Origin of the sequence: Cupriavidus sp. DL-D2 (assembly GCF_039710735.1) — a bacterium.
Lineage (GTDB): Bacteria > Pseudomonadota > Gammaproteobacteria > Burkholderiales > Burkholderiaceae > Cupriavidus.
The window spans coordinates 158,023-175,452 of sequence record NZ_JBDKXK010000014.1 but is presented as its reverse complement, the minus strand read 5'-3'; the positions used below and the strand labels follow the sequence as shown (position 1 = coordinate 175,452).

Genomic DNA, 17,430 nt, shown 5'->3' with positions numbered 1-17,430 from the left:
ATGCTATTCCGTTAGTTCCGCAGGGGGAGCGTTACCTGCGGTTCGAGCGCTTGCAATACTGCATGGGCGTTCAAAATATCCTGGTAGAGGCTTGCGTGCTTCGGTGCTTTCACGGTAACAACCAGAGCGTACCGAATACGATCTGCGCCAGGAGCGACCCCGCCTGCGTCACGCGCGTTGTAATGCACGTCAAAAACCGACTCTTTTAGGCTGGATCCGCGGAACGAGTTTTCTGCATGTAGGACGGTTTCCCATTTGTGCAAATCCGCACGCAGTTCTGCTTCCGTGCGCCATTCGTTGGCTGGAAAGAAGCTATATGGCGTCGGGTGCTGTGCTCCCTCCTTACGCTTACCAACGTGTGGACGGAATGTAATTCCCAGCCCCGCCTTCGTATAGTTGCTCGAATCTTGCGGATCAACCGGACTGGCGTAGCAGAACGTAGCGCTCAGGGTCACCATCCCTTCCAAAGGAGCCAGTGGCAGAGGCACCGGCGCACGTAGGAACTTGCCAGGGCGCAATTCACCCTGATAGATGATGCGCGCAATACCATCGCCGCACGTAATTAAGGTATTCAAATCAATCGGGACCATGCCCCAGCCCACTGAATCCACAGGTTCACTGTCCTGTGTTTCGCATCCATGGATCATCAGGGCCTTGATGGTCAGAGGAGCAACTTCGCTGCCGAGAATCGCGCGAATTCCAACGGCCGTGCGCAATGCAAAAGGTGCAGCGAAACTTGTCCCCAGAGTCGCAACTAGATCTCGCCGGTTGCCCGGCGCAACAACGTGAAAATACTCACGCGGCGAGCCTCCAAAGGCGACCAAGTCGGGTTTTCGACGTCCCGGGCTGCGGCCTGGTCCGACAGCGCTGTAGCTGGATTTGATCCAGTCACTAGTGGTTCGATCGACCGCGCCCACCGCCAACGCATTGACGCTATCGGCGGGTACTTGAATGCGATTCAGAGCAGCTTCGGCGTCATTCTCACCATTGTTGCCGACCGCTACGCTCATCAAGGTTTCGCCATCGCTGAGGATGTTGTCGATAACGGAAGTCCACGCGTGGACATCATTGTCCTCAACGCAGAGATCGGGTCCCAAGCTAAGGTTTACAAATTGGTAGGATCGCGAAAGGAGTACCGTCTCAACATGGCCAAGCGTACGGTACAGCTCATACGGATCCTCCTCGTCCGACTTTGCGTCCAAAACGCGATGATGGTCGACCGATGCATAGGGGCGAAGTGCTTGACCGCCTGGCTCAATTGGGCCGAATAGGAGTGCTGACGTTACACCAAGCCCATGCGCCAAGTAGTGCTCCACATCGTCCGCTTCTTCGTCTGAGCGAAAATACCGTCGCACATAATCACCGACAACGTGGACATCGGGTAGGCCGCCATCCAGCACCGCCACTTTAGGCTCTCTTGACAAAGGTTCGCCCGAGGGAAGCTCGAACGATACGGCTACCGGGGTATTCCGCGTTAGCGGCCTAGCGGCACGAAGTCGAGGCATCTCGCGGATGACTCGCATTAGAGTGAACAGCGCAAGCTGCTCTAACCGCTCTTGTGGTCCCTCGACTGGCAGGAAAAGCAATTGTCCCGCCTGAAACTCGAAGGCTGGGTTGACGACGAAACCACACAACCGAGCGTAATTGGCAAATAGGGCTCGCATGCGCGCGGGGTCTTCGTCGGACGGTACATGCAAGCCAACCTCGAAAACGTGCTTCCCGCTACCGGAGCCGCGCCGGATGCGATCCACCGGATTCATCGGAGCAATGCTCTCGATCTGAGCAAACTCCATCGCTTCACGGGTCGCCGGTTCTAGCTGTTGTGCATAGGCGCCAAGGTTACGGAGGACCGAGCGTTCCCCAGCAACAAAGAGCTGCGTGGTGTCGGCTTCGGGCGGCGCTTTTGCTGAGGTCTGCTTTCTCGGTCGTACGCGCTGCGTACGACTGCCCAAATGCTGCAAGCCGGCGGCTTGGAGCAAATGCTTTGGAAAGTAGGACTTCGCAATGTAGGCGGGGTGGAGCGTAAGCATGGCCACCGCCAAATCATCAGGGCAAGCAGTTGCTGGCAATCCAGAAAAAGCTTGATTACTAGCAACGATCTGCGGCAAAAGAGCCCGCTTCGCTTCCTCCAGCGTATAAGGATGTGCCTTGTCGCCCGGATTCTTCTTTGGGGCGTCAATCGGATACGTCAGAAGCTCACCTTTGCCGATCAGATACCTTGCTGCCATTATTTGAGTCCCCTTCCTTGCCGCGGCGACGGGCCGGCATGTTTGCGAATTGTGTCTCTAGCCACACCGGTCAGCCTGTTGATCTCCTGGTGCGAGTGCTGACCATCCTTAGCCATTTGAATAGCTATCTCCAACCTTTGTGCCTTGGGTAGGGCTTCGATATTGGATCCAACGATTTGCGCTACCAGGATCTCGATTGGAGCGTGATGCAATGCATGTCCACGTCGAAGTGACGTGACAGCGCGTTCGACATCGGAGAGTGTTTTGCCTTGCAACCCGGATGCCAAAGTACTCACCCATGGTGACAATGCCTCGATGTCCTGACCGAGGAAGCGGCGCACAGCCTCCAACGTCGCGCTCGCATCAGGAGTGGAGAATTCCAAGACAGCATCGAACCTCCGCCACAAAGCGGGATCCACCAACTCGGGGTGGTTGGTAGCAGCCAGCAGCAAACCTGTATCTGGCCACTGGTCCACCTCTTGAAGAATCACAGTGACGAGACGCTTCAGTTCTCCGATATCGGATTCGTCACTGCGTCGCTTTGCAATTGCGTCAATTTCGTCCAGAAGCAGAATCGCAGAATTCGCCTTGGCATAGTCAAGTGCAGCCCTAAGGTTGTTGCCGGTCTTTCCCAACAGGCTGCTCATGACTGCCGTCAAATCTAGTACCCACAGAGGCTTGCCCAACTGGCTGGCGATCCATCGCGCCGAGTGCGTCTTCCCCAAGCCTGGTTGGCCAACAAGGACCGCTGAACGCGTCGGGGCAATCCCCCGCGCAAGCAGCTTCTCGCGCTCCTGTCGCTCCAGAACAATCGCCTCGATCTGACGCTTGAGTGAGTCGGAAAGCAAGGGCGCTTCCAAGCCCCCGCGATCATCAAACTCCTTTATCAATGCAAGGCGAGAGTCACGGTCAATAGGCAAGGGAGCATCAGAGTGAGATGTGTCACGGCGCAATACTGAGCCCCCTGAACTCCGCGTTTGCGTCGCCTTCAGACTCTGGTCCAACATCGCCGCCAATTCGGGGTTGTGTTGCCGATACTTCCGCACAAGCCGGGCCAAAAGCAGGCGCACATCCTCGTAGGATTGTGATGCGGCGAGCCTTGCTAAAATAGCGAAATCCTTTCCGATTTCTTCAGTTACGTCTTTCATACCGCGTATCCCTAGGTTTTTCCCGTGCGGAACAAGGGATTTTACTTTTTTCAGAACTGGCGAAGTTTATGACGAAAGTGAAGAATGTGGAAGTAAAACCTCGCCGAACGGGCTTCAAGAGAGCTGTGGATCACCTGAAGAGGTGGTGAAGCCTCTTCACTGTATATATGTACAGTATAAATCAGGGCTGCAGCTAAAGTCGGTGGGGGGACGGGAAAAAGGTAACTTCGGTAACCTGTGGATGAGAATCGACCGGAAAGCCTTACCAGACAAGGATTTGCGGATTTCAGTGAAAAGGTAACATTGGGGTAACTTTAGGGTAACCAGATTACCTTTAGTCGGGGTAACTTGTAGGCTTCACTATCTCTAATAAAATCAATCACTTACGAAGAGGTTACCTTTTGTGTTACCTCAGATTACCTTTTGTAGGTAACCTGGGGCGCCCTTATAAATCAATGAGTTAGCGTAGATTCGTGGGGTGGGTTACCGAGGTTACCTTTTTCCTGACATGCCCCCGTTCCATAGCTTTTGCCGGTGCATCGAGAGGGCCTGGTCAGCAGAGGCCATCACCAGCGTGGAACACCTGTGCGGGACACTGCGCGAGCTGCGTAAATCTGCGTAAGTGCCTGCACAGGGCAAGTTGCCTACGGCCCCAGTGCTGGCGCGGCGGGCGGCGGGTTGCGTCAGTGCGTAAAAACCACTCGATGAAGCGCCCGGGTGAGGCGGGGTCTCCACCGCGCACTGAGGGCCAAAGGCTGGGGGTGCCCGAAAAATTCCGCAAGCGGCCTCAGCGCCGAAGCCTCGGGCAGGCGCAAGGCGGCCCGTGGCGGCCCGCAGGCGCGCCTGATGACACGGGAGGTGGCGTAGGACGTGGAAACGAATAGAGGCGCTGTGCACGCCTCCATGTGGATGCCGGCACGATAAGCCGGGGGTCAGGTCTGTGGGTATATGCCCAGAGCCGTGGCGATCTTCTCGCTGGTGGAGCGGCGCAGCTTGTCGCTACCGGTTCGGTCGATGCCGACGTACGCCACGTTGTAGCGTTCAGTCACGCGCTTGATGGCGGTTGCCTGTTCTTCGTAGTCGATGCCACGGAGCTAGTGCTTCCGCTCTCCATGCTCATGCGCGGCATGGTCGATAGCTGAGAGTATTTCTGCCACTGGTCGCCTCGTCCCTTCGGCAACCGTGAGATGTGGGTGGGCGATGACCCTAATGGCGGCGGCGACTACAGTGCCGCGCCGGTTGTCGTGGCGCCCGCTTCTACCAGGCGGCAAGTTCCGCGTGCGGGAGAAGCGACCGACGCCGTGTCATCGATGAGGATGCACATCAGCAGGTGCTCGAAGTCCGCGCCCCCGTAATCCAACCGCAACTGGCCGCTGTTGAACAGGTTGCAGCCACTCGCCCACGGAATCGTCAACAGATGACGATCTGCCGCCACTGGCAATCAACGCAGCGCCTGCCGCGCTGCGGACTTGCATTTCTCACGTCAACGCGAACGCGGTCTTCTTTCTCCTGCCGCAATTGATCGGCGTGCCAGAGCAGAACGGGTACGCGTCTTTGGAAGGACTGGAAGGCGTCGAGGAATAGATCCGCCGCCACTTCTCATGAATGGCCATGCTTGACGCGACGCGCCGCAACTTTTGGAAACGCTGTACGCCCGCCGGCATTCTGTGCGACCTGTTATGCCCGTCACCTTGTTGTTAGCGACCGCGCCACAACAGGATGCTGTTGCGATGACCGAGGCGCTATCGGGACACTGTGTTCGTTCTGCGCAGCATTGAGCAACGCCGAGCATTTCGGAGCCATGTTGCTCGAATCCTTTGAACCTAGATGAGGAAGACAAATGATGAGTCTGCAAGCTGGAACCTCCACGGCTAGCACCGCTCCCGGCCTCGTCCTGCGTGACACCGGAATAGCGGAAACGGAACGCTTCATGCGACTGCCTGAGGTCGTAGCTGTTTGCGGTCTGCCTGCTTCGTCCATCTACGACAGGATGCGGCGCGGCGAATTTCCGAAGCCCGTGCCCTTGGCAGGCAAAAGCGTCGCCTGGCTCTCCAGCGAGATCCGGCAATGGATGCAGTCACGCATTGCGTCACGTCGCACATAACCAATACCACCATGACCACACTACTCACTGAGGCCTTTCAGGCCACACTGGACCGATACCGTGAAGCCGCGGCCGCGTTCAATTCCGCGCGAGACAACGTAAGCAGGCTCGAAGCGGACTTGGAGAGGCACACCAAGGCCGCTGATGCTGCCGATGCCGAAGCACTCGCAGCGCGCAGTGAAGCGGCGGCGCTGATGCGGGACGCCAGCGCATCGATGAAGCAAATCCGCGAGCTGAAGGGGAAGGAGCGTGCCGCCTACACGCTTGGAGAGGACTACCGAGCCATCATCGCCGAGATCCAGCTTGCTTTGGATGAGGCGATTCTCGAAGCGCGCATCGCACAGTGCGCCGAAGAAGACGCCTACAGCGGGGTCGTATATCGGCGAGCAGAAGAGCTGTTTAGCTCCGCAGGCGAAACGCTACAGCCCTTCATCCATGCGATCCGCATCCTCGCAAATGCGTACGCATGTCAGGGACGTCGACCGGGAGGCGCGCAGTGGGCACAGCTCGGGTACGAGACGTCAACGGATGTCGCTCTGGCCGACGCCTTTGCAGTTGTCCGCAAGGGCGTCAGCGGTTACCAGGCTGCGGAAGAACAAGACGATGTCCTTACCAGCATCGAGCGCCCAGCCGGTCTCGGCAACTTCGAACCTGCCTACGGAGCGACAGTGCAAAAGCTGCGATCTGAATTCTCTCAACGCAAAGCACGGCTCCGCGAAGCCGCCGTGAGCGCTGTCAACTGAGGACGATGATGCAAGCAGAAAAATGCCCGAAGTGCCGTTCCCTGACTCCTGCCGAAGGCTACGTCGAGTGCGGCAGTGGAAATCGCGAGGCCCTGTATCGCTGCAAGAACTTGCGGTGCGAGCACATGTTCTCCCGCTCGGACAGCACCCGCCTCACCGAAAACACGGAGCGGTACTCGTCGCAACACGGCGACACCATCACAACTGACTGCTGACACGCCCGCGCGGGCGGCTGTTGCTGATATAGCTGGCTGCCTTCGCGAAGGAGCACTTGTTTCCTATGAGAATGGACTGCCCACATTGCGGCTCGAAAGCAAGTATTCGCACCAGCCGCCCTATCTCTCGCATGACGCGGGAGCTCTACTGCCAGTGCGCCAATCTCGACTGTGGCCACACTTTTGTCAGCCTGGTCGAAGTGGTACGCACACTTTCTCCGAGCTGCATTCCAGACCCTGACATTGCCCGGCAGCTCGCGGGCCGCTCCGCTAACGCGATGCCGGCCCCCTATCAAACCTCAATCCAACCATTTTCCACTCCGCTGAAGCCGGGGAGATAGCAGCCTTGACACCCTGGAGCAGATGATGAAGAATTCAACCGTCATCGAAACAGCGGTGACCGGGCGTGAGAACCCGAAGTAACCCAAGGCGGACGGCCGCCCATGCGGCATTTTTTTCGTCCAAAGCGCACGTGCGCGCCTACACTCAATGGCGGGCCGGGCGGGGCAGCCCTCGGGCTGGCCGGTCACCTTGGGTACCGGTTCTCACCCTCGCTGTCAGGCCCGCCACCCCTCACGTGAGAATGAGCGGCGGGCCTCTACCATACCCAAGGAGGCCGCAATGCGTGCTGGTGCCCTCGCTCGTCCCGAGCAAACTTCATTCCCCCAAATCCTCGCCATTGTTCGTGTCGCCCTGCGCGATGCGGTTGACGCACCGACAGAGCGCGCGTCGCTGGACATCGTTGGCGACGCGCTCGTTGCCGTTGCTGCTATCGCCCAAGCGGAGGTGCGAAATGCATGACGCTCCGCGCCTCTCGGGTAACCAGCTCGCCTTCTTCCGCCAACGCGATATGTTGTTGCAGCTCCTATCGCAGATCCACCCCGCAAACCGTCGATCAAAAGTCGAGCTGTCCAGCGCTGTTGCCCAGATCAATGCGCTGAACGAGAGCATTCGGGAAACCGCACAAGATAGCTGCCATGAGCTGCTGAGAGTAAGCGCGGGGCTAGACGGAATTCTGCGCTTCCTTGACCTTGAAAGCGATCGGTCCCCTGCCCATCACAGCTTGCATTGCTTACTGAGCCCTCTGAAACAACGCCTGGACGAAGCGCTGAGCCATGTCCATGACATGCTGTGAGGGAGTCCATGCATACACACCATAGCCCCCCCCTTTCGCGCTTGGTTTGACGACCCTCAGCCCAACGTCGACTTACATGACGCGGCCGAGCGTCTAGATCATCTGCGCTGCGGCGCCGAAAGCAACTCTCACGGCCCTTGTTACACCGAGAAGGACTCATCGCTGTTGAGCTATGACGACGTACGCTCGTGGAAGGATTGGTCTACCCACACAGGGGGCTCCTGCATTAGTCTCCTAATCCATTGTCTACCCGATACCTGCGGTCCTTTCGGCGGAAAAGGTTTGCGAGATTTTTCTTTATTGCGACGAGACTGTCACGGTGTGCCGGTGGCGCTAGAATTCTTTGCACATAAGACTGTGCTGGGTCTTGCCACGAAGACTCGTCTTTTTTCTCACTCCCCGAATGGGACAGGGGCCGAATCAACTACGACGTATCGAGCAAGCTGCCAGTGACCAGCCCAAGCCACTTTGCTGGTGTCGAGACTGCAAGCCGATAGTGAGGCGATCAGATGTCCATGAGGTCGCCGTCGAAGCATGCCGTTACTCGATACGCCAGTAGAACAAAAAAGCACCGCTGACAAACCGAGCTTATGAGATTTCATCCAAACGGCCCCTCTATACCGGATGTTCTTCTAGAACGCTGTGACGCCGGTCGCGTCGTCTTTCTGTGCGGTGCCGGAGTTTCGACCCCGTCTGGAATGCCGACGTTTCTGGGTCTCACTCAGTACGTCATAGACGCACTTGCCCCCCCAGCCGACTCAGAGATCATGGTTGCGTTTGCACCGTGGCTGGACAAGCAATCTGCGGCTCACGTCCCACTCGACCAAATATTCAACCTCCTTCACCATGAGTACGGCAAAGCTGAAATAAATGCTTTGGTCACAAAGCGATTGCAGGCGTCTCCTATGGCGAGCAGAGATCTCGCACGTGAGCACCGTCTGATCAAGCGGATCTCTTCGAACCAAAGCGGCGTGCCCCAGATTGTTACGACAAACTTCGACCGCTTGTTTGAGGTGGGGCAGCAAGATGACAAGCTTGACGTGCATGTACCGCCTGCTTTTCCCGACCTGAATTTCGGATCGAAGATTGATGGGATCACCTATCTACACGGGCGACTCGTAGACGCGAACTCAGAAAATCATCCGTACGTCTTGAGCAGCGCTGACTTCGGACGTGCCTATCTCTCTGAGGGGTGGGCCACCAACTTCATCAGGCATCTCCTAGAAAGGCATACCGTCGTATTAGTCGGCTATCAGGCGGAGGATCCTCCGATCAAATATCTGCTTCAGGGCCTCAACCATGACGGCCAGTATGACCGGTCCAAACTCTATGCTTTTGATCGCGGGCACCCCGAAGAAATTGAAGCCAAGTGGCGTGACCGAGGTGTGTCGGCTATTGCCTATTCCGATCATCCGGAGCTGTGGAAGAGCATGGAAGCTTGGGCAGACCGTGCCGACGATCCGCGCCGATGGCGTGCGACCATAGTAGCGAAAGGCGAGCAAGACCCGAAGGAGCTGTCCTCCCATGAACGCGGTCAAGTTGCTCACGTCCTTCGCACTGTGCAAGGCGCAAAATCATTTGCAGAGGCGGATCCCACGCCGCATCCCGAATGGATATGTGTGATGGACGTGAACGTCCGCTCGGCGAAGCCGAGTAGTCGATACGGTGACAAGGCTGAAACTTTCGATCCTGTGACCGCCTACGGACTGGATGACGATGTGAGCGATATCTCGGAGGATGATCGCGAACGGGGTGTCAGCAACGACGATCTCTTGGTTTGGCGCGACGAAGATGACAATCCACATGATTTCCATCGACTGTGTGGACGACAACCCCAAGGCTGGGAGGTGACCCCAAGACGGCTGGGTCACCTGATCACCTGGCTTTGCAAAGTTATGGATACCCCCGTACTGGCTTGGTGGGCGATTCGCAAGAATGGATTGCATCCTCGACTGCTGCATATGCTCGAATGGCAATTGGAACGCTCGGGGGCTGCTCTCCCCAAGCGTGCCCGTCATATGTGGAACCTGATCCTCGAACACCATCGGGATCCTCGCAATCGTCAGCTGCACGACGAATGGTTCGACCTGAAGAGGCGGGTCGATGCAGAAGGTTGGACAGCGAGATCCTTAAGAGAACTTTGGAGGGTCGCAATGCCGCGATTAAGGATCAAGCCTCCGTTTGGCCTGCATCAGTCCAAGCCTCCCTTGGCAACTTGGGAGGAAGTGGACTTCGGAGATCTCGGTCAGTTCGACGTCTTGTTTCTTGATCAACACAATGAAGATGTAGGCGTACCCGACGATCGCTTGCCGCAGGTATTTAGCATCTTGGAGGAACAGTTGACCGTCGCAATAGGTCTACTTGAAGACATCGATACAAACTACTTCCATACGCCAACCTGCTATCCGGGTCGTGAGGCCGAGGGCGAAAAATACGATACAAATGCTGTTGCAGCAGTGACTTGGTTCATTCAAGTCTTTGACCGGCTGGCCGTTGTGCGACCAGAACTGGCCAAGGCACATGCTGCGACTTGGCCAGCGACAGATCGATTCTTTTTCCGAAAGCTCAAGCTGTATGCATTCAGCAAAGCAACCGTCTTTGAGGCTGATCAGGTTGCCAACGAAGTCTTGTCCATGGATCAAGAAGGATTTTGGGATATCTCGTTGGTCCGAGAGCTACTTTTTCTTCTTTCAGACAGATGGAATGAGTTCTCACAGGATTGCCGAAGGCAGCTTACCGATCGCATCCTGAAGGGCCCCGATCGACGCGCCCACTGGTCTGACGAAGAGTTTCCAGCCTTTCGGGATGAGTTCGCCGCCAGGTATGCCCGGTATCTCGAACTACACGCCTGTGAACTAGTAGCGGAACACAGTGCACAGCTTGCGGAATTGATCAGAGGCATTCCAGGATGGAGCGACACTTGGGCGAGCTCCACGGTGATCGAACGGGGCTCTTACTCGGGTTGGGTACGTACCGACGAGAAGCCCGATCCAGTGCAGCACCTTCCCGATAGCGAGGTAGTCGCAAAGGCAAAGGAAGGGCTGAAACGCGATTTTGGAAGTTTCATAGAGCAACGGCCGTTCACTGGTTTGGTGAAAGCCAATCCACGCAAGGCATTGTCTGCGCTGACGATTGCTGGACGACGGGAGAACGACTACCCAGAGGTGCTTTGGGCGGCCATGATCAATGAATTGCCTGCAGACATCACGCCGAGGCTGCGACGTGCGTTTCTGCATCGAGTAGCGCGACTTCCCGAAGCAGCCATCGTTGAACTGCGCCATACCTTGGGTCGATGGCTGGCAAGTAACTTCGTTGCGATCCTTGAATTTGATACAGCTCTTGGTTGGGCGGTCTACGATCACATCGTCGCTGGAATTATTAGCGGCGGAGAAGATGCAACGAAGAGCGGTGTGGGCGAAGTCCGTCAAGGCGGAAAAATCATCCCGCGTTCTCGGCGTACGTTCGACCATGCGCTGAATGGACCCATCGGCATGTGTGCCGAGGCCCTTTTTGCTGCAGTGCCTGGTGAGACGCAGGAGGCAGGTTCACAAATTCCTGATTACATAAAGTTCCGAGTCGAGCGCCTCTTTTCCGCGTCTGGTGAGGGTTCGGATCATGCGGTGTCGTTAGCGAGTTCAAAGCTGAATTGGTTGATGTTCGTTGATCCCGCTTGGACTGAGCGATGTCTTTTACCAATGCTGGCGTTCGACCATGCCGCGTCGGAACCTGCTTGGAACGGGTTTCTTCATGCAAAGGACGTTCCTTCTCCGCCTGTGAGTGAGCTTATTAAGCCGCTCCTGCTTGGCTTAGTCTCGTGGGTCGAAGGAGCTTCTTGGGATAGAGATCTCACAACGCGAGCAGCTCAGTGGCTAGGCTTTATGCGCGTATTTCGCCCGGACGAGGCAAGCGGCCTTTCGCGAAGCGAAATGCGCTCGGTCGTTCGAGCGATGTCTGACGATACTCGAAGCCGGTTCATCTATTGGCTTGGACGGGTCGGACAGAAGAATGAAAGCGGATGGGCCGATCACGTCATCCCCTTTATTTGCCACGACTGGCCAAGAGAACGCCGATACAGGACTTCGGGATCTATGCGGGCGTGGATCGGAATGCTTGATGACACGGGAGATAGCTTTCCCAGCGTCTACGAAGTCGTGAAGGAGTTTTTGGTGCCGGTAGAGACAAACGATCATCCGTTCTATCGATTCACCCGGGAGATCAGTGGGGAAAAGCCGCTCAGCGTGTTGTTTCCGGAAGCGACGCTGGATCTGATAGACAGAGCTACACCTCAGGTACTTTCGCGGCCGTCGTACGAGTTACCCCAAGTGCTTGCACTGATCGCGGAAGCCGATCCCGCTTTGACTTCGGACCCACGCTATTTGCGGCTCATTGACTTGGTCGAACGTAGTTAGATCGCGGCCCAATTCCGCAAATCACCCCAGTACTAGACAGCCACTTTGCGTTTTTTGCGCTGAGGGCGCCGTCAGTGAAGACCTAGGTGGAACAAGCTGCGGCGTGGCTCTTCACTACGCCGGATACGGTTTCGGAATGCATCCGGCTCCATGCCTGCCGGCCGCGAAGATGTGGCGGGCGTGGGTGCTGGTCGATATCGATGTGATAGATTGGATTCGTAAAGGTACGGGAACGGGCCGCATGCACTTATTCAAAAGAACAAAGAATGGTCCCTGGTGGGTCGACCTCGGTATCGACGGTACGCGAGTTAGACGCTCTACTGGCACCACGGACCGTCGGCAGGCGGAAGAGTTTGCCGCCAAGGTTGCGAGTGATTACTGGCGGCAAAAGAAGCTCGGCGAGCGCCCGGCGGTGAGCTGGGAAACGGCCGTGGTCCACTGGCTCAAGCAGAACCAGCACCTGCGCTCGCTGGAGACCGTGAAGCAGCGCCTGCGCTGGCTGACCGGCCAGCTCGCCGGCACGGCGGTGCGCGCGATCGACCGTGACCGCGTCAATGCCCTGATCGCGGCCAAGCTGGAGGACGGGGTGGTCGGCGCGACCGTGAACCGGCACATGGCCGCCCTGTCGGTCATTCTCAACCACTGCCGGCAGGAAGGATGGGTCGACGTTGTGCCGCCGATCCGCAAGCTGCCGGAGGGCGGCAGCCGCCTGACCTGGCTGACGCGGCCACAGGCGCTGCGCTTGCTGGAGGAGCTGCCCGGCCATCTGCGGCCCATGGCCCGTTTCGCACTGGCCACCGGCCTGCGCGAGTCGAACGTCAGGTTGCTGGAGTGGGCGCAGGTGGATACGGCGCGGGCGATTGCATGGATCCACGCCGACCAGGCCAAGGCCAAGCGGGTGATTTCGGTGCCGTTGAATGGGGATGCGCTGGAGGTGCTGGCCGAGCAGCGCGGCGAGCACCGGGACTACGTGTTCACGTATCAGGGGGCGCCAGTCGGGCGGATCTACAACCGCGCTTGGCAGAAGGCGTGCGTGCGAGCGGGGCTGGATGGGCTGCGGTTCCACGATCTGCGCCACACCTGGGCGAGTTGGCATGTGCAGGCTGGTACGCCGTTGCCGGTGCTCCAGCAGCTGGGCGGCTGGGCCAGCTACCAGATGGTGCTGCGCTACGCGCATCTTGGCCGGGATCACATCGCGGTCTACGCGGACAACGTTGGCACGCTACGGCACAAACACGGCACACTGCCACAAAAGGAAACGGGCGCCGAAGCGCCCGATCCCTTGTCAAATCTGGTGGCCTGGGACGGAATCGAACCGCCGACACAAGGATTTTCAATCCTCTGCTCTACCGACTGAGCTACCGGGCCAAAGAAGCGAAACTATAACTGCCAGTATCGCCCTCGTCAAGCGTTTTGTGGCCGGGTCACTGTTCCGGCGGTTCAGGCTTGTTGCGGCCCAGTTCCACGCCGAGCTGCTTGAGCTTGCGGTAGAGGTGGGTGCGTTCGAGGCCGGTCTTTTCGGCGACGCGCGTCATGCTGCCGTGTTCGCGCACCAGGTGGTATTCGAAGTACGCGCGTTCGAACAGGTCGCGTGCTTCGCGCAGCGGCATGTCGAACGAGAAGTGCATTTCGCCTTCCGGGACGCCGCGTGACGGATTGCCATTGACCGTGGCTTCGGCCGGGAGCGTCTCCACGGGGAGGGTATCCGCACTGGCCGCGTCGGGCACGCTTTCGGGGGGTGCGGTCGTGGCGGGCGCGGACGGTGCGCTGCGCGGACGCTCCACGCCCTTCGCCAGGCCCGCTTCCACGGCCGACAGCAGCTTCTGCAGCGCAATCGGCTTTTCCAGGAAATTCAGTGCGCCGATCTTGGTGGCCTCGACAGCCGTATCGATCGTGGCATGCCCGGACATCATGATGACCGGCATCGACAGGTAGCCCTGTGCGGACCATTCCTTGAGCAGCGTGACGCCATCGGTATCCGGCATCCAGATATCGAGCAGCACCAGGTCAGGCGTAGCGGACGCGCGGAACTCGCGGGCCTGCTGGGCGTTTTCGGCCAGCTCCACCACATGTCCTTCGTCACTGAGGATTTCCGAGAGCAACTCCCGGATACCCATTTCATCATCGACTACGAGGATCGTTGCCATACTTCCCCTCTTAACCCCACCGCAGCGCGACCGGAGGCACCGGCGCGCAAGATTGACTAAGGCAGCTTAACGAACAGGATCGAGATCTGCGCTCCCGCGATCTCGGTGCCGTTCATGCGGTTGCGCAGTTCGATCCGCGCACCATGTTCGTCAATGATCTTTTTCACCATCGCAAGCCCCAGACCCGTACCCTTGGCTTTCGTGGTCACGTACGGCTCGAACGCACGGCTCAGGATGCGTGGTGCGAATCCGGGACCATTGTCCGTAATGGACAACTTGACGGCTCTCCGGTCTTCGCCGGCAGAATCTTTGTATTCTACAGTCTCGGTGTGCAGAGTGATATGGGGCGCCGCCCTACCGGCCGCCACGTTGTCTGCCGCCGCATCCTGCGCATTCTGCAACAGGTTGTGGATCACCTGCCGCAGTTGCGTCGGATCGCCCTTTATTTCAGGCAAATCACGGGCCAGCGTCGGATGAATCACCGGATGCTCATGCACGTTCGGATCGTCGATGCCATACAGATGCAAGACTTCTGCCACCAGGCTGTTCAGCGCCAGTGACTGCATCACCGCCGGCGGCGTCCGCGCGTAATCGCGGAAGTCGTCCACCATGCGTTTCATCGCCGCCACCTGGTTAACGATCGTTGCCGCCCCGCGCTTTAGCACTTCGGCGTCGGAGACCTCCAGTTTCGGCGACAGCTTCATCTGCAACCGCTCGGCGGAAAGCTGGATCGGGGTCAGCGGATTCTTGATTTCATGGGCCAGGCGCCGCGCTACCTCGCCCCATGCCACGGAGCGCTGGGCCGAGATCACGTCGGAAATATCGTCGAACACCACCACGTAGCCCGGCTCGTCGCGGCTGGCGCCCGGCAGGTGGGCGCCGCGCACCAGTAGCGTGAGCGGTTGTTCCTCACCCTGGGGCAGTTCGATCTGTTTCTGCCAATGCTGCGCGCCGCCGAGCACCTCGCTGGTGGTCTGCTCGGAAAACGCCTGGCGCACGATGTCGGCAAAATCGCCCATGCCCGGAATCTGCTCCACGGGCTGGCCCAGCACACCGGCAAACGGCTGCCGGAAGATCCGCTCGGCGCCGGGGTTGGCCGTGATCAGCGTGAAGCGCCGATCGAACACGAGCACGCCGGCTGTCAGATTCTGCAGCACGCTTTCGAGATAGGCTTTCGATTGCTCCAGCGCCACGCGGTTATCTTCTACCGCGATGCGCGCTTCGGACAACTGCCGTGTCATCTGGTTGAACTGCTGTGTGAGTTGTCCGAGTTCGTCGCGGCTTTTCAGTTCACGCTTGGGAGAGAGATCGCCCTCGGCGACCTCCTTCGTTCCCTGCAGCAGCATCAGCAACGGACGCGCAAGCTGCCCGCCCAGCAGCAGCGCCAGCATCACGGCAATGAACACGGCCAGGAACAGCGTCAGCGTCAGCGTGCCGATGTACATCTTGCGCAGGCCAGTGCGGCCAAGCGCCTTCTCCTGGTATTCCTGGTAGGCACGCTGGACTTCGTCCGCATTGCGCGCCAGCACTGCCGGCACGGGGTGCAGTACCTGCAGGTAACGTTCCTCGCGTACCGTGTCGCCGATCAGTCCGAAGCCTGTAGCCGGCGCATCCTCGGGACGCCGTTCGACGGAGAGTCCAGAGCCTGCCCAGCGGCTGCCTATCGACGACTGGGGCCGTGGCCTTGCAGCCGTTGCCGCACTGGCCTGCGGCGGTTCGTCCGACGCGGCTGGCGCCGGCCCAAGCGGAATGATGACGCGGATGCGGTACAGGTGGCTGCTGTCGATATTGACGGGCTTCTCGCCAGCGGACGGGTCGGTGCCGCCTTCCACAGCCGCGTAGCCGCCGGCCATGCGCGCCTGCTCGGCGAGTACACCCGACGGAATATCGGGTACGAGCGAAGCATAGCTGCTCGATGCCGTGGCCAACACGCGCCCGCTGCCCGTGAAGATCGCGGCTTCCTGCACGCCATATTGCTCGCGCAGGCGATTCAGTTGCAGTGAGGTGGCCATGCCCGAGGCGCCGGTGAGCTGGTCCGCCATGAGCCGTGCCTTGCCCTGCAGATCGGCAAGTTGGCTGTCGATCGTCGAGCGGCCCAGGTTCAGGCCCGCTTCCAGGGCTGTCTCCACGCGCACGTCGAACCACGATTCGATACTGCGAGAGACGAACTGCAGCGACACCAGGTAAATCAGCACGCCTGGCAGCACGCCCACCACGCCGAAGAACACGGCGAGCTTGCTCATCAGCCGCGTGCCGAACTTGCCGCGCCGGTAGCGGATATAGAGCGTCAGCGCGAGCGCGCCCACCGTCAGGACCAGCAAGACCCCGACGACGAGGTTGATCTTGAAAAGCAGCGTGAAATAGCGGTCGAAGAACTCGGTATTGGCGGAAGCCCCGGCGAGCAGGCCCACAAGCACCAGGGCGAGGAAGACGATGATCCCCACCACCACGCGATACAGCATGCGGCGGAACCTGCTGTCCCACGGATTTCCGTTCATGGCTGGCTGGCCGGCTGCACCAGCTGATTCGGGGACAGTGCGTTCGACAAGGTCTGCGCGAACGGTGTACGTGCGTCAGCCGATGGGGCAGGTGCAGGAGCGGTGGAAGACGCGCCCGGCATCGCAGGCGGTGCGGGTGGCGCCACGGGCGGCGGCGCTGGCGCGGGCACCGGCTGCGGGGTGTCGAAGTTCGTCGGCACGGTGTAGTTGAAGCGCTTCCATTCGGAAGACAGGTTCCAGTCGCGTGTATTCACCGCGTTGACCTGGAACGGCTTGGGGAGCTGGCTCAGGTCGAGCCGCATGCGTGTCTCCACGTGATACGTCTCGCCCGGCTTGACGTCGCGGCGCTCGAAGACTCGCCATCCGCGCACTTGCTGGATGAACTGCAGTGCGCCCTTGAGCCGATTGAACGGCAGTTGCAGGCCGCCCGTGGAAACGCGGTACTGGCGCGTCAGCGGCTGGTACGAAAGCCGCACCGAGCGCGTGATGTTGACCGGCTTCTCGTCGAACCAGTACCAGCGGGGCCGCGACAGCTGGAAATCGACCACGAAATAGAGCGAGATACCTTTATGCAGCGCGTCTTCCAAAGCCGGGGGCAGATCGAAGTCGAACGACGTGGCGAGCTCGAACGCGCCGTCCGTGTACTCGATGCGTGCGTCATTGGTTTCGATCAATTGCGCGCGGGCCGGAAGCATCTGCACGCCGAGTATCAGCACCAGCAGCACGGCCAGTGCCCATGCGCGTACCGCGCGGCCTGGGGCACATAGGTCGGACAGGCGCTGCAGGCTGGGCATCGGTGGAAG

The 17,430-nt window shown here is 59.1% G+C and carries 13 protein-coding genes, 1 tRNA gene and 1 pseudogene; 7 read left to right on the top strand and 8 right to left on the bottom strand.

The window, feature by feature from the left end:
• Positions 1 to 11: 11 nt before the first annotated feature.
• The 4 genes from ABDB81_RS11065 to ABDB81_RS11050 all read right to left on the bottom strand — a co-directional run bounded on the left by ABDB81_RS11065 (position 12) and on the right by ABDB81_RS11050 (position 4,811).
• Positions 12 to 2,228, bottom strand: a complete 2,217-nt coding sequence (locus tag ABDB81_RS11065) for a S8 family peptidase (protein ID WP_346811102.1) — start codon at positions 2,226 to 2,228, stop codon at positions 12 to 14.
• On the bottom strand, positions 2,228 to 3,376 hold the full coding sequence (locus tag ABDB81_RS11060; protein WP_346811100.1) for an ATP-binding protein: 1,149 nt from the start codon (positions 3,374 to 3,376) through the stop codon (positions 2,228 to 2,230). The genes ABDB81_RS11065 and ABDB81_RS11060 overlap by 1 nt, the downstream gene beginning before the upstream one ends.
• A gap of 932 nt (positions 3,377 to 4,308) precedes the next feature.
• Positions 4,309 to 4,425, bottom strand: coding sequence for a hypothetical protein (locus ABDB81_RS11055; RefSeq protein WP_346811098.1), 117 nt, complete (start codon positions 4,423 to 4,425; stop codon positions 4,309 to 4,311).
• 173 nt (positions 4,426 to 4,598) lie between these two features.
• The gene (locus ABDB81_RS11050) at positions 4,599 to 4,811 is read right to left on the bottom strand and encodes a hypothetical protein (RefSeq protein WP_346811096.1); all 213 of its coding nucleotides are present in this window, start codon (positions 4,809 to 4,811) and stop codon (positions 4,599 to 4,601) included.
• 405 nt (positions 4,812 to 5,216) lie between these two features.
• Here ABDB81_RS11050 and ABDB81_RS11045 point away from each other — a divergent pair, with 405 nt between their 5' ends.
• The 7 genes and pseudogenes from ABDB81_RS11045 to ABDB81_RS11015 form a co-directional block, all read left to right on the top strand.
• Entirely contained in the window at positions 5,217 to 5,480 is a 264-nt protein-coding gene (locus tag ABDB81_RS11045; protein ID WP_346811094.1) for an AlpA family transcriptional regulator, read from the top strand.
• The gene (locus ABDB81_RS11040; RefSeq protein ID WP_346811153.1) at positions 5,444 to 6,223 is read left to right on the top strand and encodes a hypothetical protein; all 780 of its coding nucleotides are present in this window, start codon (positions 5,444 to 5,446) and stop codon (positions 6,221 to 6,223) included. The genes ABDB81_RS11045 and ABDB81_RS11040 overlap by 37 nt, the downstream gene beginning before the upstream one ends.
• 280 nt (positions 6,224 to 6,503) lie before the next feature.
• Entirely contained in the window at positions 6,504 to 6,779 is a 276-nt protein-coding gene (locus ABDB81_RS11035; protein ID WP_346811092.1) for an ogr/Delta-like zinc finger family protein, read from the top strand.
• A gap of 280 nt (positions 6,780 to 7,059) precedes the next feature.
• The gene (locus ABDB81_RS11030) at positions 7,060 to 7,239 is read left to right on the top strand and encodes a hypothetical protein (protein WP_346811091.1); all 180 of its coding nucleotides are present in this window, start codon (positions 7,060 to 7,062) and stop codon (positions 7,237 to 7,239) included.
• A complete protein-coding gene (locus ABDB81_RS11025; protein ID WP_346811090.1) occupies positions 7,232 to 7,573 on the top strand; it encodes a DUF1484 family protein in 342 nt (113 codons plus the stop codon). The genes ABDB81_RS11030 and ABDB81_RS11025 overlap by 8 nt, the downstream gene beginning before the upstream one ends.
• Positions 7,574 to 8,271: 698 nt before the next feature.
• Positions 8,272 to 11,982 carry an SIR2 family protein gene (locus tag ABDB81_RS11020; RefSeq protein WP_346811088.1) on the top strand — a complete coding sequence of 1,237 codons (3,711 nt, stop codon included), beginning with the start codon at positions 8,272 to 8,274 and terminating at the stop codon, positions 11,980 to 11,982.
• 136 nt (positions 11,983 to 12,118) lie between these two features.
• A pseudogene (locus ABDB81_RS11015) lies at positions 12,119 to 13,102 on the top strand (site-specific integrase); the annotation flags it as partial.
• A gap of 172 nt (positions 13,103 to 13,274) precedes the next feature.
• Here ABDB81_RS11015 and ABDB81_RS11010 read toward each other — a convergent pair.
• The 4 genes from ABDB81_RS11010 to ABDB81_RS10995 form a co-directional block, all read right to left on the bottom strand.
• Positions 13,275 to 13,350 (bottom strand) — tRNA-Phe (locus ABDB81_RS11010).
• Between the two features lie 56 nt (positions 13,351 to 13,406).
• On the bottom strand, positions 13,407 to 14,129 hold the full coding sequence (locus ABDB81_RS11005; RefSeq protein ID WP_137926022.1) for a response regulator: 723 nt from the start codon (positions 14,127 to 14,129) through the stop codon (positions 13,407 to 13,409).
• A gap of 56 nt (positions 14,130 to 14,185) precedes the next feature.
• The gene (locus ABDB81_RS11000) at positions 14,186 to 16,627 is read right to left on the bottom strand and encodes a PAS domain-containing sensor histidine kinase (protein ID WP_137926021.1); all 2,442 of its coding nucleotides are present in this window, start codon (positions 16,625 to 16,627) and stop codon (positions 14,186 to 14,188) included.
• Positions 16,624 to 17,421 (bottom strand): DUF4390 domain-containing protein, encoded by a 798-nt coding sequence (locus ABDB81_RS10995; RefSeq protein ID WP_137926020.1) that lies wholly within the window; start codon positions 17,419 to 17,421, stop codon positions 16,624 to 16,626. The genes ABDB81_RS11000 and ABDB81_RS10995 overlap by 4 nt, the downstream gene beginning before the upstream one ends.
• Between the last annotated feature and the right edge of the window lie 9 nt (positions 17,422 to 17,430).

What these genes read in the sequence shown, in the direction of transcription:
- ABDB81_RS11065 (WP_346811102.1), bottom strand. Translation starts at nt 2,228, where the DNA reads ATGGCAGCAAGGTATCTGATCGGCAAAGGTGAGCTTCTGACGTATCCG.
- ABDB81_RS11060 (WP_346811100.1), bottom strand. Translation starts at nt 3,376, where the DNA reads ATGAAAGACGTAACTGAAGAAATCGGAAAGGATTTCGCTATTTTAGCA.
- ABDB81_RS11045 (WP_346811094.1), top strand. Translation starts at nt 5,217, where the DNA reads ATGATGAGTCTGCAAGCTGGAACCTCCACGGCTAGCACCGCTCCCGGC.
- ABDB81_RS11040 (WP_346811153.1), top strand. Translation starts at nt 5,444, where the DNA reads ATGGATGCAGTCACGCATTGCGTCACGTCGCACATAACCAATACCACC.
- ABDB81_RS11035 (WP_346811092.1), top strand. Translation starts at nt 6,504, where the DNA reads ATGAGAATGGACTGCCCACATTGCGGCTCGAAAGCAAGTATTCGCACC.
- ABDB81_RS11030 (WP_346811091.1), top strand. Translation starts at nt 7,060, where the DNA reads ATGCGTGCTGGTGCCCTCGCTCGTCCCGAGCAAACTTCATTCCCCCAA.
- ABDB81_RS11025 (WP_346811090.1), top strand. Translation starts at nt 7,232, where the DNA reads ATGCATGACGCTCCGCGCCTCTCGGGTAACCAGCTCGCCTTCTTCCGC.
- ABDB81_RS11020 (WP_346811088.1), top strand. Translation starts at nt 8,272, where the DNA reads ATGCCGACGTTTCTGGGTCTCACTCAGTACGTCATAGACGCACTTGCC.
- ABDB81_RS11005 (WP_137926022.1), bottom strand. Translation starts at nt 14,129, where the DNA reads ATGGCAACGATCCTCGTAGTCGATGATGAAATGGGTATCCGGGAGTTG.
- ABDB81_RS11000 (WP_137926021.1), bottom strand. Translation starts at nt 16,627, where the DNA reads ATGAACGGAAATCCGTGGGACAGCAGGTTCCGCCGCATGCTGTATCGC.
- ABDB81_RS10995 (WP_137926020.1), bottom strand. Translation starts at nt 17,421, where the DNA reads ATGCCCAGCCTGCAGCGCCTGTCCGACCTATGTGCCCCAGGCCGCGCG.